Raw genomic sequence first — 23,923 nt, 5'->3', positions numbered from 1 at the left:
CTACTTGAGCAGAATGACGAAGCGCAGGCGGAAGCCGCAACAGGACCACAGCTCCGCCAAGGAGGGCGACCGATCCAGTCGGGCCGCCGAGACTCGCGCCGCCGCCGCCGAGAGGTGGAAGCTCGGCCATCGTCAGTTCGCACTGAATCTTTACAGGCACGGACTACGAGAGTTTCCCGAGGACAGCCTGCTGTGGATGTCCTTTGCGCAGAGGCTGCAGGATTCGGGGCGCTACGATCTCGCATACTTCGGCTTCACCAATGCCGTCGAAATCGACCCCGGCAACTTCGCCGCTCTCGAACAGTTCATCGAGATGGCCGGTGACCGGGAGGATTCGACAGCGGTTACCTCCGTGCTGACCGGACTGGCACGCGCGATCAAGGACAAGCCCAACAGGCACCGGCGTGCCCTAGACTTTGCAATCCCTAACAAGATCACCGAGGTGGTCGACGTGGTGGCCGCCACCAGCACCGATACGGTAGCGAAGGCAGCGGCTGAACTCGAACGGACCGGTGGCAATCGAACGCTTATGGGTGTCAGTGGACCCGAGAGCGAGCAAGCTTGGGTGATCTTTTGCCTGGCCAGAGGCCGTCGTTCCGCCGCGATCACCGGCATGACGGCGCTCACATCCGAGCAAATTCCAGTGGATTCGCTTCGGCTTGCGATCCGTCGAGACCTGCGCCGTGAGAACAGCAAGGGCGCGGAGAAGCTCCTGCGCGAGTATCTGCGTCACAAACCCGACGACGCTTGGGCGAAGAAGAAGCTGCGTTCCTTCACCGTCCTCAATGACTACCAGCTCACCGTCAAAGGATTCCCGTTTCCGAAAAAGGCTTCGGCACCTGTCTACACACCTAATCGTGGCAAGGTTAGCTACCTGCTACACAATTCCCTTCCGTACAACTCCGCCGGCTACGCGACGCGCACCCACGGGCTTCTCAGCGCCCTGCGCCGGTTGGAATGGGACATCGAAGGAGTCACCCGTCTGGGTTACCCCTTCGACATGACGAAGCATGACAATCTCAAAGAGATCCCGTCCGAAGACATCATCGACGGGGTCCCATACAGGCGGTTGTCCACGGACGCAGAACTGCAACTGAAGAAGCCGATCCAGCTATACACACAGCGCTACGTCAACCGGTTCATCGAATTCGCACACGAGAATCGTCCATCGATCATCCACGCCGCCTCCAACCACTGGAACGGGCTGGCTGCGGTCAGCGCCGCGAACAAGCTCGGTCTGCCCTCGATCTATGAAGTTCGTGGCCTGTGGGAAGTCACCCGCGGCTCCCGAGATCCGAAGTGGGCTGAGGGTGGAATGTTCAGATACATGGCGAAGATGGAATCCGAAGCGGCAGCCAACGCCACTCGCGTCATCGCGATCACCCAGGCACTCAAGGATGAACTTATGAACCGAGGAGTCGACGGAGACAAGATCGAGGTAGTGCCCAACGGAGTTGATACGAAACGCTTTGTCCCGATCGAGCGCAACCACGAGCTTGCCCGTGCACTCGGCATCGAGGGCAAGACCGTCATCGGTTACATCGGTTCGATACTCGACTATGAGGGCCTCGGACTGCTCATCGAAGCCGCGATCAGGATGGCGGTCGTCCGCGACGATTTCGTGGTCATGCTTGTCGGCGACGGTGCAGAACTTGAGAGGTTCACCGCGGAGGTGGAGGAAAGCGGATTCGCGCATCTCTTCCGCATAACCGGCCGCGTTCCACACCACGAGGTCGAACAGTACTACTCGCTCGTCGATATCGCTCCGTTCCCACGGTTGCCCCTGCCGGTATGTGAGATGGTGTCGCCGCTGAAGCCCTTCGAAGCCATGGCAATGGGAAAGGCCGTTGTATCGTCCGATGTTGCGGCGCTGGCCGAGATTGTCACGCCCGGGCTCAACGGCTTTAGGCACATCAAAGGCGATGTCGTATCACTTCAACACGAGCTGGAACGCCTCCTCGACGATCCGGAACTCGTCACTCGCCTCGGTGCTCAGGCCCGCACCTGGGTTGCAGAGGAACGTGACTGGGATAATCTGGCCGGGCGCATCGACCGGCTCTACCGTAGCCTGGACGAGTGAGCGACGCAGTGACTGACCCATCTACCCTTCCTATCGACCTTGAAGCAGCCCGCCGTCAGACCCTTGGTGGGAAGTTCACATCTATCGGCAATGAACAGAACGCATTGGAGGAGCTCCGGCAGAGAACGGTGACACTTCCACCGCACGCCACTTACACATTTGGCGATGACATCGACTGGGATGTCGATCCATTTCAGGAAACGAACTGGTGTGCTCAGTGGTACATGCTGCGCTGGGCTGACCCGCTTCGCCGCTCTGCCGAGGCTGGGAATCCGCATGATCTTCTTCTGTGGCTCGAAATCGTCCTCAGCTGGATACGGTTCGACACTCAGGAGGAAGGTTCCAGCATTTTCCGTTGGAAGGACATGACAGATGCATTCCGAGCCCGCACACTAATTGCCGGATTGCCAGTTGTAGCGGAGCGGGCCCCTGAACATCTGCCCGAACTCATTGAGGCTCTAAATAAGCATGGAGCGTGGCTGGCCGACCCGCAAAATCACGGCCACGCGAATCATCTGATGCATCAGTTCCAAGGATTGTTCGCGTGCGGCCGTGTGTTGCGAAATGACGTGTGGACTCAGCAGGCTGTCGACGGACTGCAAACGCTTTTCGACGATGAGCACGATACCGACGGCATCAATCGTGAAGGTGCGATTGCCTACCACCTGTTCAACCACAAATGGTGGCTGGAAATACTCGATGCACTCGAAATCGAAGGGTTCAGCGTCGCGAGATTCAGAGAGACGCTTCGGATAGGTGTGGAAGAGCTCGTTCACGCGACGACTCCTCTGGGTGAACTCGTGAGAATCGGGGATACGGGCCCAACCAAGCCGATTGGCATCGACGACGACCGACTTCGCTATGTGCTCTCGGCTGGCGCCGATGGACGGATGCCTGCTTCCCGGGTCAAAGCTTACAACGCCAGCGGATACCTCTATGCTCGAAGCGGTTGGGGCGAATTCGAACGGAACTTCGAGGATGAGACCTTTCTTGCAGTTCCGTACGGACGTAGCGACAAAGTCCACGGGCACAAAGATGCCGGGTCCCTTGTGTATTTCAGCCGAGGGATCAACTGGTTGGCCGATCCAGGCAAGTTCGGCTACGGCAAAGAACCAGTCGTCAAACGCTACCTCTCTCGGGAAACACACAACCTCGTCACAATCCGCGGACGCAAATTTGACGCGAGCGTCAGAGTCGAGCTCAAGGATTTTGAACAAGACGCGGACCGTCTGACCTTCGTCCTTGTGGATCTGAGCTATGAGGGGGTGCGTATCGAAAGGCGGGTTGTCCTGTCATTCAATACGGACGCGCTGATCATTGTCGATACGATCATGGCCGATAAGCAAGTCACCGCCAAACAACGGTGGTTGACAGACATTGGAGTCACTGCGAAGCAACTCAAAAGAGGGTTCGAACTCAATTCCGAAGGGAAAACCGCTGCCTTGATCTTCAGCGGGAAAGCTCCGACGGTCCGGATGTATCTCGGTGATAACGACTACGGACTGGGTTGGGTCGCTTCTGGTTGGAAACAGCAGAAGCCAGCGACGCAGATCGAGCTCGAGAAGAGTGGCAAGCGATTTCGTTTCATCACGACAATCTGCCCAGCTGTCGGATCCAGCGATGACGCCATTCGAACAGTCCCTTCCGCAGACTCTAGCCTGATCGGAATGAACATCGATAATGGACGCGTCAGCGAGCAGATTTTCATCGCCGGATCGGGTGTCTACTCCTCCTCAGACGAAGTTGTCCAAGCGGCACGTGGCCGTATCGAACATGGAAAAAGCTCAACATTGGAGCTCAAGAACTCAGCTGCTCGAGCCGACTTGCTCGATTCGCTGAGTAAGATCAGACAGGCACTGCGCACATCGCCACAGGCTGGTTCCGATATTGCAAAAGAAGAAGCAGAGAAGCTCCCCGCGCAGTCGCTGTTTTCACCGATCGACCTAGGGGCTCGGGCAGTGCTTGCAGACATCAAGCCGGGCTCGACGGGACATTCAGATTCCACGGTGCAGCGAGACCGAGAATCATATTTCACCGAGACTCTGGGAGGCGACGACGGTTACGAAATCGTCGGCCATCAGCTTGAAGAATTTCCACGCGATGGCGTGTATACATTCGATGCCCATAATCTGTGTATTGCGGCGGCGCTCATCCGCAGGCCGGGCCCGATACTGACAGTACTTTTTCAAGGCGCGATCGATCGAGCAAAGGTTACTCCGCCGATATTCCAGCGATTGTCATCTACGGTGGATATATCAGATGGACCGGTCGTCAGCTTCTACGATGCAACTCTCGATCAGAACCGTGAACTTCGACTCGGGTGGTACCTCGGAAACGAGCTTGTCGATCTGCATGCGGAAATCGCATTGATAGTTTCGAAGATGGCCGACGATCTCGGGTGTGCGTCGGTCCTGTGTGTCGGCAGCTCCGGGGGCGGATTTGCAGCGATGCATGTTGCGGCACTCGCTAGCGGTTCCGCAGTTGCGTTCAATCCGCAAACTGATCTGCGGAAGTATCATGCGCCGTCTGCGGCGGTAGCGATGGAGACTGTATTCGGACGACCGCAGTTGGTCCATGAAATCAAAACTGAAGAACTCGAACGCATAAGTGTGATGGAACGATTCCGCACAGTCGGCACTCCGCCTGTGACGGTCGTGGCGAATCCGGAAGACACGCACCACTGGACACGGCACGTGCGCGGACTTGCCGATTTTGTCGACGAACAGGGGACCGCTGAGAAGCTTCAGATAGTTGAGGTCCCTCTTGGCAAAGGGCATATTTCAGTGCCGCGAGACACATACGAGAAGACGCTTTTTGAAGTATATAAGCAACTGCGAGATTCAGCTCAAAAACAGTAGTGTTGAGGTGCGAATCCGAACGCATGTACGTCGCTGTTGGCCAATAGCAGGTTGTCCTCGACAGTCCAGGTGTGCGCATGGTCACCGCGGACCTGGACGAAGTTGAAGCGGTCCGCTGAGTAGATGCGGGCGCCAGCAGTGACGAGGCGCTGCTGCAGTTCGGTGTCTTCGCCCAGGGTGCGCTCGGCAAAGGGATTATCGAGGAATGTCTCCCGGCGTCCCAGCAGAGTCGGGCCCATCACCATGTCCGAGTAGCGGTGCTCTCGTTCGGGGAAACGGCATATGACGATGTTTCGTCCCTGCAGGTGGAGGTAGTGCGCCTGCTTGCCCACCAGGTCCGCATTCGAATACCGGAGCGCTGCGAGTTGATCCGACAGGTAGTTGGCGCCATAGATGTCGTCGTCATCCATCTTCGCCACGACCGTTCCGCTGGCAGCTGTGATTCCACGATTCAGACACGTGCCGAGTGATTGATTGGCGGCGACCTGCAATAGCGTGAGGTTGTCGATACCTGCATCCTTGGTCCGAGCGGTGAAGTCCCGGGGTGCTTCGAATCCGTGCGTGACAAGGACGAGCTCACGGTTAGAATGGACCTGATCTGCGTGCGTTGCAATGATGTTGTCCAAGTGTTCGGGACGATTCGTCGAAACAATCGCCGACACAGAGGCGGGCACAGGGTCAATGTAGTCGACGTTCAGCGCGTCCATCACAGTCATAGCGCGATGACTATAGGTGTGCTCACGCCAGATTCTTCGTTGAGCCTTGTGCACGGTCCTGTCTCGCAGTTCTCTACTACGCACGAATGCCCGTAATGACCATTCAGCATCTTCTTGGGTGGCCGGTTGCGGCACTTCGTCGGTGGGAAAGAAGTCTTTCGTTGCCGCGCTGGGCGTGGTGACGACCGGTGTGCCGGCTGCAGCAATCTCGAAGATCCGCCGGGCGCACATGCTGGGCGAGCCTACGACGGAGTTGACGTTGAGGAACACCTTGTAGTGCTTGTACGCGGTCAGGAGATTCGCATAGGGAAGAGAACCGACAACACGGTCAGCGAGCTGTCCTGGGAACTGATACTTTTCGTCGTCGCCAAGGAATCGGGAGAAGATCTCGAGTCCATATTCCATACGACCCGATACTGACTCGGCGGCACCCAGGAGGAGGTCCATCTGTTTGCGACGTTCGGGGTACTTGTGAGCGAAGTACATTCCGGCGAAGGCAATGTCGCGGGCCGCAAAGTTCCGGGACGGCCTGGCAGGATTGTGGATCGCGGGCTGGGCGGCGAAGGGAAGTGCTGCCACCCGGTCATGGCCCAGCACCGCTCGGTATTCCGCGACGAGCCGGACGTCGCTGGTGAACACCACGTCGACTAGCTTCGCCAGCGGAAGGAAGTCCTCGAAGTGCGGTGGATCCTCCTTGTTCCAGAACACCGTCGGCAGGTCCCGACGCCGGCATTCGGCGAGCAGCTCGACGATGTCCGAATTCGGTCCAGAGGGGCCGCTGAGTTTGAACTTCCAATCGCCGGAATTGCCGTTCCAGGCCGATTCGACGAAGACGAAGTCGAGACCTTCGAGTTCGTTCGCCCAATCGGCACGAGTGAGTTCTGTGGTCGACCATTCGAAGCCGAAGCTCTGGGCCGAGAACTCGTCGAGGATGACCCCGACCCGAGAGTGCGCAAACACCGGGACGCGTTCCGGAACCGGCATGGGAGGAAACAGGTCGGCCAGGACCTCTTCGGACAGAGAACCTGTGGCGATCTGCGGCGAGGACTCCGCCGTGCCCTGAGTGATCGAGCGGCGGTGACTCCACGTCGTCAGCTGGGACAGTCCGCCTTTTCGCCAATGCCACAGTGCAGTTCTCAGGGTGTGAAGCGGCGTCTTGGCCAAGTTGTGTTCCTTTCGTCGGGGACTCGCGCTCTGCCCAGCCAAGACGGCTTGCAACAAACTTGTATCCGAAACCGAATCTTAATGTTGGCACCACTACTGATGTGTCAATTCTGTCACAGTCAATAGTACAATCGAGGAGTTGGAATGCGCCGGCTACGGCCGCTTGGGCATCGTCTGCACTGCAGATCGATCCCTCATGCAGTGCGTGTGAGTCGAGTGAAATGAGAACTGTGGGAAGCAACTCCGGACCCATACACTCACGCACCCCTTTGGCCAAGGGCCTCTTCGCATTTATCCTCTCCGTCACCGATGGAATTGTGTTCGCCTTCCTTGTCGTCGCGATGACACTTGTCCGCTATGACTTCTACTTCGACCGCGTGAGTTTCCTCGGCGTGTTCGTCTGCGCGGCGATCGCCTTGGTCGTATTCCTCGTCTGCGGCCCGCTGGCTGTCTATCGTGGACGCTACCGCCGAGGCTCGACCGATCAGTTCGCGGCGATTGCCGGAACCGTGGCCCTGGGCGTGGGGATTATGTGGGTAGCCGAATTCATCTTCGCCGACCGGCTGTTGATTCCCACCAGCGTGCCGATCGCGGCCGGAGCCATGATGCTCGTGTTCAAGAGCTTGGAGAACTGGATTCGCCGCAATCTGCGCCATCGGACATTGACATCCTCCGGGTCCTCTCGGCCGACCCTAGTCGTCGGGGCTGGCAGCCAGGGAACCCTGGCCCTCGACATGATCGCCCAGGACTCCCACGGCGAATACGCGGCTGTCGGGATGCTTGACGATGATCCGAGCAAACGACATCTGCGCTACAACGGCATCCGCGTGCTCGGGCCAATCTCAAGCATTGCGGATCAGGTTGACCGAACCGGGGCCAGCGTTGTGCTCATCGCCATCACCGACCTGCCTCCTGAGGAACTCCAAGCCATCGCTTCGAATCTCGAATCCAGGCCAGTCGAGATCAAGATCATGCCGCGATTCGCTGTATCCGATTACAGCCGACCGGAACCGGAATCAACCGATGTGGCCGACCTGCGGCATCGCAATTTCCGTGACGTCAGTCTCGAAGACCTCATCGGTCGCCAACCGATCACGACAAATGTCGAGGACATCTCGTCTGCGATCACTGACCGTGTCGTCCTTGTCACTGGTGCCGGCGGATCGATTGGTTCCCAGCTGTGCAAACAGGTCGCCCGATTTGCCCCAGCCCGACTCGTTATGACCGACCGGGACGAGTCTGGGCTGCACGCCACCCAGCTCGGGCTCGAGGGATCGGCGCTGCTGACCAGTGAGGACCTCGTACTCGGTGACCTCAGGGACACTGCCTTCATCGATGCGCTCGTCACTGAGAGCAAACCCGACATCATCTTCCACGCAGCGGCGCTGAAACATCTGACGTTCCTCGAACGCTTCCCCGAACAGGCGGTGCGCACCAACGTCGGTGCCAGTCTCGACCTGCTCGACGCAGCAGTGGCCAACGACGTCGATTCCTTCGTCCACATTTCCACGGACAAGGCAGCGGGGGCTACCTCGGTGCTCGGGCGCACGAAGTTCTCGATCGAACGAGCAGTCGCCTCGGTTGCGTCTGAGTCTGGTCGGAAATACATGTCCGTGCGCTTCGGCAACGTGCTGGGCTCCCGCGGATCGGTGCTGGAGACCTTTGTTGCCCAGGTCGCAGCCGGCGATCCGGTCACGGTCACAGACCCGGAAGTCACCCGCTACTTCATGACGGCCGATGAGGCTTGCGAACTAGTCCTGCAGGCTGCGGCCATCGGCCGCCCCGGTGAGACGCTCGTCCTCGATATGGGTGAACCGATCAAGATAAACGATCTTGCCCATCGTGTCATCGCACTCAGCGGGCGCTCCGATGCTCGCATCGTCTACACCGGGCTGCGTCCAGGGGAGAAGCTGACCGAGGCACTCCTGTCCCCCGGAGAGAAAGACCTCCGCCCCACTCATCCGCTCATCACTCAGGTGCCGATCACTCCGATCGACCTCGATGCGCTGAGAAAACTCGTCGAAGCTTCTCGAGATGCCGGTGTCTACAACCGGCGAACACAGCTCGAAGAAGACCTCACCCGCGTCCTTGGCCTGTCCCTGGAAGAGCAAAGCCTGGAGATCACTGGCTCAGGTGATATAGCTGAAGACGTCGGGACCACCAGCTGATGGATCTGCAGTCGCTGGTGATCTTCGTCGTGGCCGCCGTCGTCACGACGCTCAGCGCTCTCATCGTCTTTCCGCTGCTGCGACGGGCAGGCGTCGTCGATGTGCCGTCCCACCGCTCGTCCCATACCAAAGCGACCGTGCGCGGCGGGGGAGTCGCCATCGGGTGTGGGATCACCGTGGCGACCGTCCTGGCGATGGTCTGGAACGTCACCGAACATGGCGTATTCGGCCTCGGCAGTCTCATGCTGCCCATCGGATTCCTGGTGTTGACCTGGTGCTATTCCGCTATCGGATTGAGCGACGACCTTGATTCACTGCAGCCGGTCGGCCGTCTGCTCGGGCAGGTCATACTCGCGGTAGTCTTCAGCGCCTGCATCGCTCTGTTCTCCACGCAGGGCATCGCTCACGTTCTGGTCTTCGCCGTCATCGGTGTCACGCTGGTCAACGCGGTGAACTTCGTCGACGGCCTCAACGGCTACGTCACGAGCTGGTCGATCGTCACGGGCGCCTGGTTCGCCTTCGTCGGGTACTACATCGATGAGAATGACCTCGCGCTTCTTTCCCTGGCGCTGGCCGGAGCCGCAGCCGGATTTCTGCCGTTCAACCTCGGTCGTGCAAAGGCCTTTTTGGGTGACACGGGCAGCTACGGCGTTGGTGCAGCGGTATTCGCCATCGCGGTGTGGATGTTCGTGATCGGTGTGCCGATCGTCATCATCATCGCACCCATGATCTTCATCCTCTTCGATGTTGGGCTCACCCTTGTGCTGCGCCTGTTCAAGGGAGAGAACATCCTCCTCCCTCACCGCCAGCACATCTATCAACGGATCCAACAGGCCGGCTGGTCGCACGCAAGCGTCTCGCTCTTCCACGCTTCACTGAGCGTCCTCGCCTGTATTCTGGCCGTACCAACCCTGATCGCAGGAAACACTGCGGCAACCTATCCGTCTCATGTGTTTTGGGCAGGACTATTGGCCCTCTACGCACTATTGCCGATGTGGCTGAATAGACGTGAGACAGCAAAGGCGGTCAATGTATGAAAATCCTGCTTCTCAGTCACTATTACTATCCTGAGGTCGGTGCCCCGCAGCGACGGTGGAGGATCCTTGTCGACCACCTCCGCGCCGCCGGTCATCAGGTCATCACCGTCGCCCCGCATCCGCACTACCCCTATCCTGATCGGGACGGATTCTTCGGGTCCCGGGTTGGTCGAGGTCGACGTCGAGTCGCAGTGCGCCTCGGCGGCACCTGGGACACCGGAATCGATGGCGAACGGATCCTGCGGGTTCCCTATCTGCACAGCGGTTCGTCTATGGCGCGACAGATGCTCGACCAGACAGTGTCGGCCACCGGTGCCATATCCGCCGTCATCGACCGGCTGCGCGGCAGGATGAAGCCCGATGTCATCGTCTCCACGACCCCGGCACTACCGTTCTTGCTCGCCGGAGATTCCTTGTCCCGGATTCTGCACGTGCCGCACGTCGCCGAGGTTCGCGACGCTTGGCCGGATCTCATCTCTGAGATGAACCTGGTCACCGGTGCCCTCGGTAAGTACCTGCCGAACAAGCTCACGAGTTCCATCGAACACAGGCTCCTGCCGGATCTGTTGACCCGCGCCCAACGGCGTGCCGCGGTCGTGGTCGTCACCACCGAAGGGTTCAAACGTCGTCTGGAGGATCGGGGCGTGACCGCTGAGGTGGTGCGCAGCGGGGTATCACCCGCAGAGCTCGCCGGAGCCTCGGGACTGACCGCGACGGGTGCGATCCCCATGATCTCGCCCTCCGTCGAGACTCTGAGCGGGGTCACCGCGTCGAAACCTGCCAAGGCACGGACCGGTCTCAATCTGCTCTACGTGGGAACCGTCGGTCGCTCTCAGGATCTCAGTACCACGGTGCGGGCCATGGCCCGCACCGAGGGTGTGCGCCTGCGCATCGTCGGCGATGGTGTCGACGCATCGCCCCTCAAAGCTTTGGCGGCAGAACACCGTGTCCCTGTCGAGTTCTTTGACCAGCACGCCGGTGCTGAACTCGCAGCTCACTGGGAATGGGCGGATGCCGGACTCGTCAGCCTCAGTCCGCTCGAATCCTATGAATGCACGGTGCCTTCGAAGCTTTACTCGCTCATGGCGCGCCGCATCCCGGTCCTCGGCGTGGTCGCCGGCGAGGCCGCCGACATCGTCACCAGCACTGCGGCCGGTGAAGTGGCGCACCCGGGAGACATCGACTCCGTGACCACTGCCATGACGACATTGCGAAAGCGCCTCGAGGCCGGAGAGGAATTCGGCACCGCCCTGGGCCAGGAGCCTCGCGAATGGGTGATCCGACACGCTTCGGCGGCGGCCATGGGCCACGGCTACGAACGCATCCTCACACAGGTGGTCGCATGAATCTGACTTTCCTTGCCCGTCAGCTCACCAATGTGGCCGCGACGACCGTTGCCCATGTCAACGACGATCGTGTCTTCTTCGGCATGCAGTTGGCGCGACGACTGCCCGGCCCGGCTTCGCGTCTCGTTGGTCGTGCCCTCGGCTTTGTCCCCGGTGATGCAGGTCAGGCTGCGTCTGCATGGCTGCTGGGGCAGGAGACGAAGGCGAAGAGCCTCGTGTCGAGTTCCCGGATGCCATCGCGGCTGCTGGGCGAGATCGCCCTCAACCTCGGCCTCCTCGACGAGGCCGCGACCATTGCCGACTCGGTCCCCTGTGCCGCCGCATTGAGCTCTCGTATCTGTTGGACCAAGGGTCAGATCGACGAGGCGATCGACGTCCTGCCTGACGGTGCTCGTCGCACGCGGCTCGTCGATGAACGTCTCAGTCTGCAACCGAGCTGGTGGCCCAAGGTCTCAAGCCATATCATTGCCCGGTCGGCCCGCGCCTCGACTGCGACCTCAACGAAGGCCTCGACAGTAGAGACCGTCCGTCCGGCGGCCCTGCACGTGCTGACGAACTCCCTGCCCCATACTCGCTCCGGTTATGCTTACCGCTCGCACGCCATTCTCACCACCTTGCAGGATGCCGGGCACCTCGTGGCCGCCGTGACCAGGCCTTCCTACCCGGTAACGATCGGGCGGATGAGTTCGGGCCCGGTCGAGACCGTCGACGGCGTCGACTACCTGCGACAGGTGCCGCTGCGTCCGCTGCCCACGCCCACTGCTCGTCTGAGTGATCAGGCAAACTGGATCGCCGCTCAGGCGCAGGAGCGAGGCGCGCAGATCATCCACACGACGACCCATTACGTCAACGGTCTGGCCACGAGAAGCGCCGCTCAATCTGCTGGCCTGCCCTGGGTCTACGAAGTTCGGGGCGTCCTCGAGGAGACCTGGGCGGCAGCCGGAGGCACCCCGGCCGAGCGTGCCACACGACGAGCCAGTCAGCGCTTCGAACTAATGCGAGCCAAGGAGATCGAGGTTGCCACAGCCGCCGACGCCGTCATCACCCTGGGTGAGACGATGCGCGAACACCTCATCGCGGGCGGTGTGCCGGAGAAGTCGATTACCCTCATCCCTAATTCGGTGTCCGAATCAGTTGTCGCCGCCGACACGTCACGAGCACCGGCAGAAGTGCGAGCGGGATTCGGACTGCCAGCGGCCGGTGTCTGGGTGGGAACCGCGGCCTCGATCGTCGGTTATGAAGGACTCGATATCCTTGTCGACGCCGTGATCTTGGCGCGAGCCCAGGGAACGGACCTGCGACTCCTCATCGCCGGCGACGGTGTTGCACTGCCGGAATTGCGTGAGCGTGCCGCCGTTCTGGGCGAGAACGCTGTCTTCACCGGGAGAGTCTCACAGTCAGAGGCCATCCAATACCAGCTCGGACTCGACGTTATAGTTGTCCCTCGGAAGAATGAACAGGTGTGCCAGCTCGTCACTCCGATCAAACCGATCGAGGCGATGGGCCTTGGGCGTCCTGTCATCATTTCGGACTTACCTGCGTTGAACGAACTCGTGCCAGAGTCCGCTGGACTTCGCGTCGCCCCAGGTGACACGAGCAGCTTGGCTGAGGCATTGTCGGAACTTGCCTGTAATGATAGTGCGAGAACCAGATTCGGAAAGAACGGACGTAATCATGTCCTTGCGACACGGAGGTGGAAGGACATCGGTCAGCGATACGGTCAAGTCTATTCTCAGCTCATGGGGGTTAGTCCGAAGTGAGTGATACGACGAACCCGAGCGACTCTGCAAATCCGCTCGGCCTGAGCACGATCCCTTCTGTCTCCAGCGAGGGGCTTGTCCCCGTCGGCAAGCGCACCAGCCTGCGCAGCTACCTTGCAGCGTTGTGGAATCGCCGACACTTCATCATCGCCGAATCCCGGGCCAAGATGAGCGGCTCGACGCGAAAGAACCTCCTCGGCTACGGCTGGATGTTCCTCAACCCGTTGCTCTCTGTACTCGCATTCTGGTTCATCTTCGGGTTCATCTTGGATTCTGATCGCGGCATCGATAACTTCATCGGGTACCTGGTCATCGGCGTCTTCTTCTTCCAATTCACCGGCAAGAGCATGACTGGTGGCACCGGGTCGATCCGCTCGGGTGCTTCGATGATCAAGGGCTTCCAATTCCCGCGCGCCGCACTGCCGATCTCCACTGTTGTCCGTAACTTCCTCGATTTCCTCCCCAGCCTGGTCGTCATGGCCATCCTCATCGCACTCATTGAGCCTCTTGAGGTGATCACCTGGCGCGTTGTGCTGGTCATCCCAGTCGTCATCCTGCAGACAATCTTCAACGTTGGGCTTGCCTGCTTCTTGGCTAGGGTCGGCCATAAGATCCCGGATCTCACGAACTTCATGTCCATCATCAGCCGTTTCTGGCTCTACGGGTCCGGTGTCTTCTTCTCGATCGAGGACCGTCTGGACAAACATCCGGCCATCCTGTCGGCCATGCAATTCAACCCTATGCACTCCTACCTGACGCTGACCCGGAACTCTCTGCTCTACGGCATCGACTCACCGATGTGGATGTGGGCGATGGGAACCGTCTGGGCATTCGGGCTACTCATTGTCGGATTCCTGTTCTTCTGGCGGGGGGAGGAGAGCTATGGTCGACTCTGAGCTCGAACATCCGAACATCATCGTGGAGAACGTCCAGGTCCGATACACCGTCGATACCAATGATCCCGAACAGAATGCCAAGGGTCTGCGACGCATCGGCAACGCCATGCTTGGGCGCCGAGGTCAAACGACTGTCCGCGCGCTGCGCGGAGTCAACCTTGTCGCCCGGGAGGGCGAGATGGTCGGCATCGTCGGTGCCAACGGGTCCGGTAAGTCGACTTTCCTGCGCAATATAGCTGGTGTCGAACAGCCCGATCGGGGCCGTATCCTTGTCCGGTATCAGCCGCTCCTGCTCGGTGTGAGCGCGGCCCTTCAACCGTCGCTGTCCGGAAGCGAGAACGTCCGTCTGGGATGCCTAGCCATGGGCTTGAACCCTGAGGAGGCCGCGGAAGCCTTCGACCACGTCGTGGAGCTCTCTGCCTTGGGAGCTGCCATCCACCGACCGATGGGCACCTATTCCTCGGGAATGGGCGCCCGTCTGCGATTCGCGATTGCTCTGTCCGCACGACCGAAGATCCTGCTCATCGACGAAGCGCTCTCGACCGGTGATGCAACCTTCGCAGAGCGCAGCGAACGTGCAATGGACGAACTCCTTGCCGAAGCCGGAACCGTCCTGCTGGTCAACCATGCGGCCAAGGTGATCCAGGAGCTGTGCACCCGCGCCGTGTGGATGCACAAGGGCGAAATCCTCATGAATGGTCCGGCCGAGGCAGTCGCGGAGAAATACCGCTGGTGGGCGTGGAACGTCGCCAAAGGCAAAGAGGATATCGCAGACAAGCTCCTTCACGACGTCGTCAGCAACGCCGTGAAGGAAGAGATCAACATCCTTGAACCCGAGCTCATCAGGGATCCGATCCCTCGTCATGCTGCGAGGACAGTGAAGAAGGCTGTTAAGTCGGCCAGGCAAGTGAATCGCAGAAATAGTGCCGAGGAAGTCGAAGAAACTCCAGGACCGCTGTTGGCGGCGGCCGAGTCCCAGACCTGGCCGGAGAATCTGGAAGCCCGCCGTTCGAAAGCAAAATTCCCAGCCCTGCCGAAACCAGCTTCTCAGGCTGTCAGCGCTCCGCGGATCCATGACGAGCCACCACCGCTGCGACTTCGGCCGAGCGACAAGCGAGTAGTTCTTCGTGCCGCGGATCCGAAAGATCGGGCTTCATCCGTGGCTGCAGCCGACGACCTCACGGGACGACGACTCGAATCACGAGCTCGACAGATCGCTGATGACCGTTATGAGGAACGGCAGAAACTGCGGCAGGAAACTGACATGGCACCTCAGGAATCGCACAGATGAAGATTGCAATCTTCGGCTCATGCGTGAGCCGCGATACTGCCGAATTCATCCCGGAAGCTGAGGTGCTCGCCTACGTCGCCCGCCACTCGGTGACCAGCCTTGAGACGCCCCATGGCACCGATGGAGTGGATATCAGTGGGCTCGACTCTGCGTTCCAGAAGCGGATGGTCACAGGCGACCTCAAAGGCAATGGGATCGCGAGGATCGTCAAAAGCGCCAAGGGCCTCGACTTCGTTCTCGTCGATCTCGTCGATGAACGCCGGGGCTATTGGCTGTTCACTGATGGGACGACGATGACGAACTCGCTCGAGGTCGAATCCTGCAGAGCAGCTCGCGATGCGCACCGTGCAGGTGCACGGTTGGTTGAATTCGGCACCGACGAGCATTTCGAGAGCTGGAAGTCGGGATTCGAGAAACTCATCGAGGGACTCATCGCGGCAGATTTGTGGGACCGAACGGTTCTTCTCGACATCGAATGGGCCGCGGCTGTGGACGGCGCTCGGCACCCGCAGAACGACAGATTGGCGAAGCTCGGACGCAACTGGCGGAAATTGCAGCGCGGCACTCGTGAGGCAAGGAGGAGATTGTCTAAGGGCCAAAGTATTGGCGAAGCCTGGAGAAGCTTGGGCACGGTCAAACCGACGGAAACCGAAGAATACGCACATAGGGCGGCTAGCGCCAACGAGGAATATGGTCGCTACCGCGATGCTGCAAGGATGATGGTTGCCTCGACTGTGACAAGAACGAGCAGCGAAGTTCGGATCAGTAGGAGCCACAAATGGGGCCCTCAACCGTTCCACTATCGGGACGAAGACTATCAATCCATTGTGCGCAGTGTGATTCAGCAGATTGGTGTTGGCGAGGCATGAATCTGACGATTTGAGCCTGAACAGGCTGCAATCGCCATGCGCGGAGTTGAGAGTTCAATGGTATCTCCAGACGGTTTCAGCCGGCCGAAGATCTCGTTTAGCTGATTCCGTGCACTATCCGGAGACAACGAAATCCGTGCTCAGACGATTCTCGGCGCCAACACACTCTGCGGGTAGATCATCCGTGTTGGCGGTAACGTAGGCCCGATCGACAACACTGTTACACGTACTCCGGAGGTCCGATACGTTTCTGGCGTCGCACGCTGAGATCACGGATAGTCGATCAATCATAAGCGCGAGATGGTGGTCCAGGTCTTCGGTCTCGATTGCGGCGACGAATCGGGATTCAGAGTTCATGCTGTATTCAGCGAGATCGAATTCGTTGATGTCGTCGACAACGTATATATCGATGGCGCTGACTTGTCCGATTCCGCGACGAGACATGTATATGAATGTGGAGATGTCGCTGCCGCTTACGATGAAATGCTCCAGCGGTGTGTTCGCATCCAATCGCAGTTTTGCAGTCGATAGTGGCCACTCTTCTGAGCCACCTACTTGCATTCGTGGTTGTTCAGGAAGACTTCCTTCCCAGTGGTTCCCGCTCTCGTCGACTGCGACTAGTGCCCAGTCGCTATCCGCGCGATCGAGATCAGGAATGAGGCGTTGATCCGGGTTAGTGTATTTGACGAATGGCAGGTCGTGCTCGGTCAGCATCTGCAAGAATTGTGTGCGGCCGAGTGTATTCTGCAGGTACCAATTAGCAGTACCAGACGGAGACCAGTCGTCATCGATCCTGATCTGAACACCTAACGTGTCCCCATCGTCGAAGACGTGGATATCCTCGGCCATGAGGTCGTTTTTCAGAGAGTTGTCTGACACGAACCGTCTGATGATTCCCATCATGGTGGGGAGAGCCTTCTTGGCAACGTCCCCGTGTTTTCCGTCGATGCGGTACTTCGTCAGTCCTGGAACTTCGGTCACGGCTTCTATGAGTGAGAAGTTGCTCTGTTCGTCTGAGTTCGTATAGAAGTAGTCGATCGTCCGTCCCTGATCGAAGTACCGGCGAATCAGTGACTCTGGTTGGGGTACCGAGTGCATGCCGCTCTCGTTGTAGATGTTGTCTTTGAAGAACGGCTTGTCGAGGTAGTACTTCAAGTGCATCTGCGGAACCGCGAGTAGAAGCTGCGCCTCGGGGTAGTGGTCGGCGTATTGGACGGCGATGCTGCCGCCCTTCGATGCTCCGAATAAGAGGATCTGGTCTTTGGGGATGCTGTGCTTGTCGATGAAGCTCTGAATGACCTCGTTGACCCGATCGACCAATGAACGTCCTGCATTGTCGACGAGCATGTACGACCCAGCTGCGAGGTAGCGGTCTTGGAAGCAGATCATCAACGTATCGGACAGTTCCGCCTCTGTGATTCCTTTGAGGTAGCTGACTGCATACGAGATGCGTGATGTTGAGGGGCCGAACCCGGGGAATGTGATGAACAGCTTCTTCGGTGAAGTTGTGTTTCCCCGCTTGGAGTAGAAGACATCGCCATGCTGTTCGACTCCGTACTGCTTGTCATAGGAAACCTGTTGGGGAGTGGTGAAGGCGCCCTTGCCAATCTGCAGGGTATACGGCGAATCAATGTCCAGGGTGAAGTCTGAGACGTCTGCGGAAGTGACGATGAGGTTCCGGTACTCCAATGGGAAGCCCTTGGCTGGAGGTTCGATCTCGTTCCCGTAGGCTACCGTCGAATCCTGGTAGAGGCGGAAGCTCTGGCCGTTGAACTGTTCCCAGTTCTCAATGGTCAGTTTGGCGAAGTATTTGTCCTCGGGGAGGCTCTCCGACGTGAATCGCTGTAGGTGCCCCTCCAAGCCTTTGTCGGCGAGGACATTGCGCACCGGGTTAGCTGCGTCCGATGTGAGCACCGTGCGTGCGGCATTGCGCACCTGTGGTGAGTAGGCGATTCTCTTCGCGCTCTCGGTCATGGCGCGCCGGACGGCGTTGATGGGGTTCTTCATAGGCTCAGCATTCGGTCGATGATTGTGTCATTGATTCGGTCGACATCGACTCCGGCAAAGAATGTGTCCCGGCGTGCCTCGAGCTCAGGATCGGGCGTTGAGTATCGCTCACTGACCAAATGAGCGACGACGTCATTGTGTTCAGTGAACACTGGCCCGAGTCCGTCTTGTCGGTAGTCGAGGCGGCTCTGGTATGGCTGTTCAAGGTAGAAGTCTTCTGTGTCCCATTGGTAGTAGGCGATCGGCGTTCCTACGAATGAAGCATCGAGTACGGCCGAGCTGTAGTCGGTGAAGACCACCTCCGCGTCGGAGATGGCCTCCCGATAGCTGAGATCCGATTTGATGACTCGGTCGGAGAATCGGAATGCCCCGGCCCTCGTCTCGACGTTGGGATGCAGCTTGACGTGGAGTTCTCTATCCGTGCGTTCCAGGAACTCGAGCAGCGTCTTGTCTGTGAGTAGATCGCTGATCGCTCGGTAGTACTGGGAATCCCGGAATTGATCAGGGCTGGCATGGTGCAGGTTGAAGCGCCAGGTCGGCATGAACAGGAGGTTCCCGCTTCGGTCCGCGTTGCTCCGCAGGGTCTCGAGCCGTGGCAATCCCGAATTGATGACCTCTACCGGTGCAACTTCTCTCAGGTAGTCCGCCTCTACCACGCCGGTGGCGACGAAGATGTCGAAGTACTTCGAGTTCACCCAGTTCGTCATGTCATTGAGCTGGACCCCATGCTGCAGATAGACGAAGCGTGAGTTCGCCAGCGTCTTGCCCTTGTGCCTGAGGTTGTAGATCTGAGATGAGACGACAAGGTCGGATCGAAGGAACAGCTCATTGAATTCGGGTGTGAAGATGGGGATGAGCTTGAATCCGCACTGGCTCAGCCTCTCCCAGTCCGGTGACTTCGGATTGAGCGCAAAGTAGACCTTGTCGAACTCGGGGTGCTGCTGGGTGAAATGGGCGTAGAGGTATTCGGCGTTGTCGTCGGCCTGCATCGGCCGATCAAAGAAGATGATCGTCGAATTCGTGGTGATGGGCCGCGAGTAGAAGTCATACACCTCCGGAGAATCGAGTTCCGGCCGCCGCTCGTGCGGCAGGTACGACTTGCTGACGGCTACAGTCTCATTACCGAAAGAGATTCTGTGCAACTCGATGTCCGAGTCCAATGAATTGTCGGCGTCACTGAACTCGAAGTACGCATCCTTGTCAGAGAGTCTCTTGAACAGTTGCTGCGGTGCGTGAGGATCGTCAAGCCATTTGATCCATGCGCACTCGAACGGGTGCATCGGTTCGGGGTAATTGAGATAATTCGTGAGCTGATATGTTTCTACGATGTCGCGCAGATGATCGAGCGGAACATCGGTTGATTCCGACTCGCGCAGGCCTCTGAGGAACAAGATCAGCAGGCGAAGGACGTGGAGCCGCACTTTCGATGAGCTCGAGGGAATCAACGGGAGCAATCGACGGGGGCCTTGGCCGGTGGTGAGCCCAATGGCTGACTTTGTCACCGATGCGACAGAATACCCTGTCTCCAGTGGGTTGATGTCGTTAATTGACCAATAGAGCCGATAAGCCAGGTATATAGCAGTCCTGTCGATATCGCTGACTGCATCCAGAGCGTCAGCTAAGCGGCCAGCGTTGAAGACCACGCCGTGAATATCGGTATCGCGATCGTAGACGTAGGTGAGCTCGTTTCTCGGCTTCCCGACCTTCTTCGGGATCGATCCGCTGTAAATAAATGGCTCGGCCATATAGACGGTGCGCGAATTGATGTGCTTGAGAATTGTACTGAGAAAATTTGCCGAAATCTGATGGCTCTGCTTGACGAAGACAATGTACTTGCTCGGGCGTGCAGCGCAGATCTCAGCAATTCGCGGCGTCGTCAACGGAGATTTGTCGACCGTGATAACGAACGACGTCTCCCACTGCAATCGAGCCGACATCAAGCGACGATACGTCGTTGACTCCTTGTCGAGCGGCTCGGCCGCCTCGATGACGACGGTCAGGAGTGGTTCTTGCTCGGACATGCGATCCTCGAAGTACTGGCAACGTTGGTCTGGTTCGACAGTCTGAACCTGCAAGGTATGTTACATGAATGACCGCTGAACAGTAACCAACGTCCGCGTGGAGCAGGAGCAGCCTGAGTGAGCGTTGAACGCCAAGCTGTCGGGACTACAGAAGAATAGCGATCAACTACAGATGGATATGATACACATCATGTGTAGTGAAGGGCTTGAGGTGAAGCGCCCTTGTCGTGAGGGGTAAGTAATCGTTCTTCCCGGATAGACTGAGCGACGTGAAGAAGCTGACGAAGTTGTCGGACTACAGCGACGAACTTGGCAACAGGATCGATTCGCCGACGGTTTTCGACAGGAATGTGGCCGTGACGATCCGCGGGACGAACAATCGGATTTCGATTGATCCCCGTGCGAAAATCAAGAGGCTGTTCGTGGTCTTCGACTGCGACAACGGCACTTTGGTCATTGGGCCGAATGCAAGGCACGGATTCGCGATGAATATCAGAGTCGGACAGGACTCCAGTGTGATCATCGGTGCCGACGTGACTTCGACAACGACATGCACCATCAGCGCGGTAGAAGGGGCAACCGTGAGATTGGGCAACGATGTGATGCTCGCCAGCGAGAACGAATTCCGAGCTGACGACGGACACCCGATCTTCGACCTCGGCAGCGGCAAACGGGTGAACCCGGTCAAGGACATTACGATCGGCAACCATGTGTGGTTCGGCAGGCAGGCTGTGGCACTCGCTGGTGCCGATGTGGCGGATGGCTCGGTCATCGGCTTTCGAGGTCTCGTCACGGGGCGAGTGCCGAACAACTGCATTGCAGTGGGTTCTCCAGTCAGGGTCGTGCGTCGCAACATCGCATGGGAACGCCCCCACCTGTCGTTCGTGCCGCCACCGTACAAGCCTGATGTCACATATGTGACGAAGAGCGACGACTATTGGAACGAGACTCTCGACGCCGAGCCACCCGTGTCTGAAGAACCGCCGGGCATAGTTACCAGAATCCTGTACCGGTTCGGATATGCGAAGATGAAGTGAACTGCAGCTGGCAGCTCTTCGTCGGCGCGAACTCATTCGTGGAACAAATGACTATGGCAATGCACGCTGTCTGGAGGGAAATATCGGGCGATGGTGAACAGGCGAACGGTTGTGACGTCGTCTGCGTCGATGGTCCTGCTACTCAGTGCTTGCACCTCAGGCCCATCCTCCGGGGGTGCCTCTCAACCGGTAGAGCCGACCCCTACCCAGACTGAGTTCGAACAGAATTTTTCGTCGGACACCCACGGAGAAGCAGCCACACTCTCACTCTCAGACGAGAAGACGAACAAGGGCTTCCGTGCTGACAACATTGGGATCTCATTCGAATCTACAACTCTTTCCGATGCCCGACTGGATCCGGGATCGTCAAATCTCGAGGATCTGCTCACCTCACTGGGGTCCCCAGCATTGCGTTTCGGTGGGAACGAACTCGACCGGCGGGTGTTCTGGACGTCGTCAGGGGAGTCGGCCAAAAGTTCGGAACAGATCGTGGTGACACCGGAGGACCTCAAACGACTGAAGAAGCTCGTTGATGTCACGGGATCCAAGGTGACCATGGGTATCCCACTGGGAACATACGACCCGGAACGAGGAGCCGACATGGCCTCACACGCGGTCGACATCCTCGGCGACTCGCTGGAAGGGCTAGCCATCGGCAACGAGCCCAATGGGTACACGGTCAAGGACGTTCCCAACGGTGCTGTGCGCGGGAAGACCTGGGACAAGAAGAAATACGTTCAGCAGCTCGAAGCATATGCGAAGGCGATCCATGCCAAACGGCCCGATGCTCCGATCATCGGGCCCGACGTCTATGACGGTGCGTGGATGGAGGCATTCGCTGATTCCGATGTGGGTCAGAAGACTGCGATCTCCCAACACTGGTACCAGCTCTACGAATGTGAATCTGACAAGATCCCGGGCCGTGGCCCGCAGGCAGAGAACCTCATTGACCCCTTAGCGAAGAAGTCGGCGGCGAAGAGCCTGGGCATCGGCAAGGACAAAGCTGATGCCGCAGGACTGCCGCTGTGGCTCGAAGAAACCGGACCCACGAGTTGCCCGGGAACGAATGACACCTCGCTGACGAACGCCTCGGCACTCTGGGCGGCGGATTACGCGCTGCACGCAGCGACGCTCGGTGTCGAACGCATGGCCATGCATTCGATGCTCGGTGCGTGTAGTGGCGGGGCGCCGATGTCCCTGATCTGTGATCCTGCCGATCACGGGCAGACCTCGGAAAATTTCGAACCGCGTCCCAATATGCTCGGGCTGCGACTCCTCGCGCCCAGCGTCGGCGGAACGTTCACAAAAACCTCCGTCAACGGAGGTGGGAACATGAACGCCTACACAGTGGTCAAGGACGACGGCAAAACACTGGTGACTACCGTCATCAACGCCAACGACGATGCAGAGGTTGGTGGCAATCCTACGACTCTCAAAATGCCGGACGGATTCTCCGTCGAGGGAGCAACACAGGTCTACGGGCCGTCGAATGAAGCGAAGAGCGCTACCAAAGTGGTGCCGTACAACCCGCTTCCGGACACAGTGCCCTACAGCGGACCGAAGAAGACAGCCAGCGCAGATGCTGACGGCGAAGACAACGAGCTGAATATCGACCTGGCTGGAAGCTCAGTGACTGTCTTCATCATGCGTAAGAAGTAGGGTCAGTACCCCAGCGACACCAGGTACCGGAAGAAGTCGGGCAGGTCGTTGCTGGCAAGTGCGCCCTTGAGCGCGGGCATGGCCTCGGCATCGAGGTCAATGATGACGGTGCCTTCGTGGTCTCGGCGGGAAGTCGTGGGGATGGTGACGACGGCGATGTCATCTGATTCAAGCTGGCGGAGGCTGTTGGCGATCTTGGCCAGCTCCACTGTCGTCAGGGCCTTATCGTGGTGGATACCGCTGGCGAAATGACCGAGCACAGTCGCACCCTTGTTGGGGTCCTTGGCCAGACCGCCAGCCTTGAGCGCCTGGATGAGCGCACGCAGTGCTGCACGCTGATTGCGGGTCCGTGTCTGCCCGGCATCGTCGATCGGATCGGCCGAGGCGAAGACTCCCGCGGTGTCGGCATCGAGATGGTTGGTGCCCTCGACGAAGTCCGTGCCGTCGGCACAGAATGCGGCACGACTGTAGACCGGCAGGCCGCCGAGCTCGGTGACGACCTGGCCCAGTGCTGAGGATTCGAGTTCGGCCACGTGATCGATGCGCACACCCAGGATGTCTTCGACCATGGCGACGGTGACCGGCCAACCACCTTCATCAGCGATGGTGGCGAAGGTCTGACTCGATTCGATCTGTGCGGAAGGGTTGAGCGTCATCACGGCCGCGAAGTCATTCGCCGCTGGGATATGGATGACCGCGAAGGTATCACCCTGGCTCGTGGTCTCCTGCGCCTCGGTGGCATGCGTGATCCGTAGCAGGAGAGTACGAGCCTCGGTGTCTGCCGGACGAATGTCGTCGGGTGGGAAGATCGCTTCGTCGGGCAGGACTCGGGAGGCATCGTCGAATTCGGCTCGGGCGCTGCCCAGGTCCTTGATGGAACCTACTGCCGAGACCATCTTCTTCAGCTTCGCCATCGCGGTGCGCCTTCCTCGGTGTGATCAGTACTTATCCTGCAGTATCAATCATAGCGGGGACGATGCAACAGGTGTCGTTGGGTGGGTAGGGGAGGGCCCG

The 23,923-nt window shown here is 58.9% G+C and carries 15 protein-coding genes; 11 read left to right on the top strand and 4 right to left on the bottom strand.

Going from position 1 to position 23,923, the window contains the following annotated elements; all coding sequences use genetic code 11:
• Positions 1-13: 13 nt before the first annotated feature.
• Together HX613_RS01620 and HX613_RS01615 are read left to right on the top strand one after the other, a co-directional pair.
• A complete protein-coding gene (locus HX613_RS01620) occupies positions 14-2,080 on the top strand; it encodes a glycosyltransferase family 4 protein (protein WP_235343879.1) in 2,067 nt (688 codons plus the stop codon).
• A complete protein-coding gene (locus HX613_RS01615; protein WP_235343747.1) occupies positions 2,077-4,938 on the top strand; it encodes a heparinase II/III domain-containing protein in 2,862 nt (953 codons plus the stop codon). Before HX613_RS01620 ends, HX613_RS01615 begins: the two co-directional genes overlap by 4 nt.
• On the opposite strand, the gene HX613_RS01610 is transcribed toward HX613_RS01615, so the two are convergent.
• On the bottom strand, positions 4,926-6,818 hold the full coding sequence (locus HX613_RS01610) for a glycosyltransferase family protein (RefSeq protein ID WP_235343745.1): 1,893 nt from the start codon (positions 6,816-6,818) through the stop codon (positions 4,926-4,928). The genes HX613_RS01615 and HX613_RS01610 overlap by 13 nt on opposite strands.
• 230 nt (positions 6,819-7,048) lie before the next feature.
• Here HX613_RS01610 and HX613_RS01605 point away from each other — a divergent pair, with 230 nt between their 5' ends.
• Genes HX613_RS01605 through HX613_RS01575 form a run of 7 tightly spaced genes read left to right on the top strand, consistent with a single transcriptional unit; the run spans position 7,049 to position 16,185 of the window.
• On the top strand, positions 7,049-8,986 hold the full coding sequence (locus tag HX613_RS01605; RefSeq protein ID WP_235343743.1) for a polysaccharide biosynthesis protein: 1,938 nt from the start codon (positions 7,049-7,051) through the stop codon (positions 8,984-8,986).
• Complete coding sequence (locus HX613_RS01600; protein ID WP_235343741.1) at positions 8,986-10,023, top strand: MraY family glycosyltransferase; 1,038 nt, start codon at positions 8,986-8,988, stop codon at positions 10,021-10,023. The genes HX613_RS01605 and HX613_RS01600 overlap by 1 nt, the downstream gene beginning before the upstream one ends.
• On the top strand, positions 10,020-11,369 hold the full coding sequence (locus tag HX613_RS01595) for a glycosyltransferase family 4 protein (protein ID WP_235343740.1): 1,350 nt from the start codon (positions 10,020-10,022) through the stop codon (positions 11,367-11,369). The genes HX613_RS01600 and HX613_RS01595 overlap by 4 nt, the downstream gene beginning before the upstream one ends.
• Positions 11,366-13,129 carry a glycosyltransferase family 4 protein gene (locus HX613_RS01590; protein ID WP_235343739.1) on the top strand — a complete coding sequence of 588 codons (1,764 nt, stop codon included), beginning with the start codon at positions 11,366-11,368 and terminating at the stop codon, positions 13,127-13,129. The genes HX613_RS01595 and HX613_RS01590 overlap by 4 nt, the downstream gene beginning before the upstream one ends.
• Complete coding sequence (locus HX613_RS01585; RefSeq protein WP_235343738.1) at positions 13,126-14,025, top strand: ABC transporter permease; 900 nt, start codon at positions 13,126-13,128, stop codon at positions 14,023-14,025. The genes HX613_RS01590 and HX613_RS01585 overlap by 4 nt, the downstream gene beginning before the upstream one ends.
• The gene (locus HX613_RS01580; protein ID WP_235343737.1) at positions 14,012-15,316 is read left to right on the top strand and encodes an ABC transporter ATP-binding protein; all 1,305 of its coding nucleotides are present in this window, start codon (positions 14,012-14,014) and stop codon (positions 15,314-15,316) included. Before HX613_RS01585 ends, HX613_RS01580 begins: the two co-directional genes overlap by 14 nt.
• Entirely contained in the window at positions 15,313-16,185 is an 873-nt protein-coding gene (locus tag HX613_RS01575) for a DUF6270 domain-containing protein (RefSeq protein ID WP_235343736.1), read from the top strand. The genes HX613_RS01580 and HX613_RS01575 overlap by 4 nt, the downstream gene beginning before the upstream one ends.
• A gap of 114 nt (positions 16,186-16,299) precedes the next feature.
• Here HX613_RS01575 and HX613_RS01570 read toward each other — a convergent pair whose 3' ends face one another.
• Complete coding sequence (locus HX613_RS01570) at positions 16,300-18,192, bottom strand: hypothetical protein (RefSeq protein WP_235343735.1); 1,893 nt, start codon at positions 18,190-18,192, stop codon at positions 16,300-16,302.
• Complete coding sequence (locus HX613_RS01565) at positions 18,189-20,213, bottom strand: CDP-glycerol glycerophosphotransferase family protein (RefSeq protein ID WP_235343734.1); 2,025 nt, start codon at positions 20,211-20,213, stop codon at positions 18,189-18,191. The genes HX613_RS01570 and HX613_RS01565 overlap by 4 nt, the downstream gene beginning before the upstream one ends.
• A 269-nt stretch (positions 20,214-20,482) precedes the next feature.
• Between HX613_RS01565 and HX613_RS01560 the strand changes: the two genes are divergently transcribed.
• Positions 20,483-21,250, top strand: a complete 768-nt coding sequence (locus HX613_RS01560; RefSeq protein ID WP_235343732.1) for an acyltransferase — start codon at positions 20,483-20,485, stop codon at positions 21,248-21,250.
• 489 nt (positions 21,251-21,739) lie between these two features.
• Positions 21,740-22,909, top strand: a complete 1,170-nt coding sequence (locus tag HX613_RS01555; protein WP_235343730.1) for a hypothetical protein — start codon at positions 21,740-21,742, stop codon at positions 22,907-22,909.
• A gap of 2 nt (positions 22,910-22,911) precedes the next feature.
• Here the strand turns inward: HX613_RS01555 and HX613_RS01550 are convergent, their stop codons facing one another.
• Positions 22,912-23,823 carry an LCP family protein gene (locus HX613_RS01550; protein WP_235343729.1) on the bottom strand — a complete coding sequence of 304 codons (912 nt, stop codon included), beginning with the start codon at positions 23,821-23,823 and terminating at the stop codon, positions 22,912-22,914.
• Between the last annotated feature and the right edge of the window lie 100 nt (positions 23,824-23,923).

The sequence above is a fragment of the Brevibacterium sp. UCMA 11754 genome (assembly GCF_021532275.1).
Lineage (GTDB): Bacteria > Actinomycetota > Actinomycetes > Actinomycetales > Brevibacteriaceae > Brevibacterium.
This window is presented reverse-complemented; position numbering and strand designations above follow the sequence as displayed.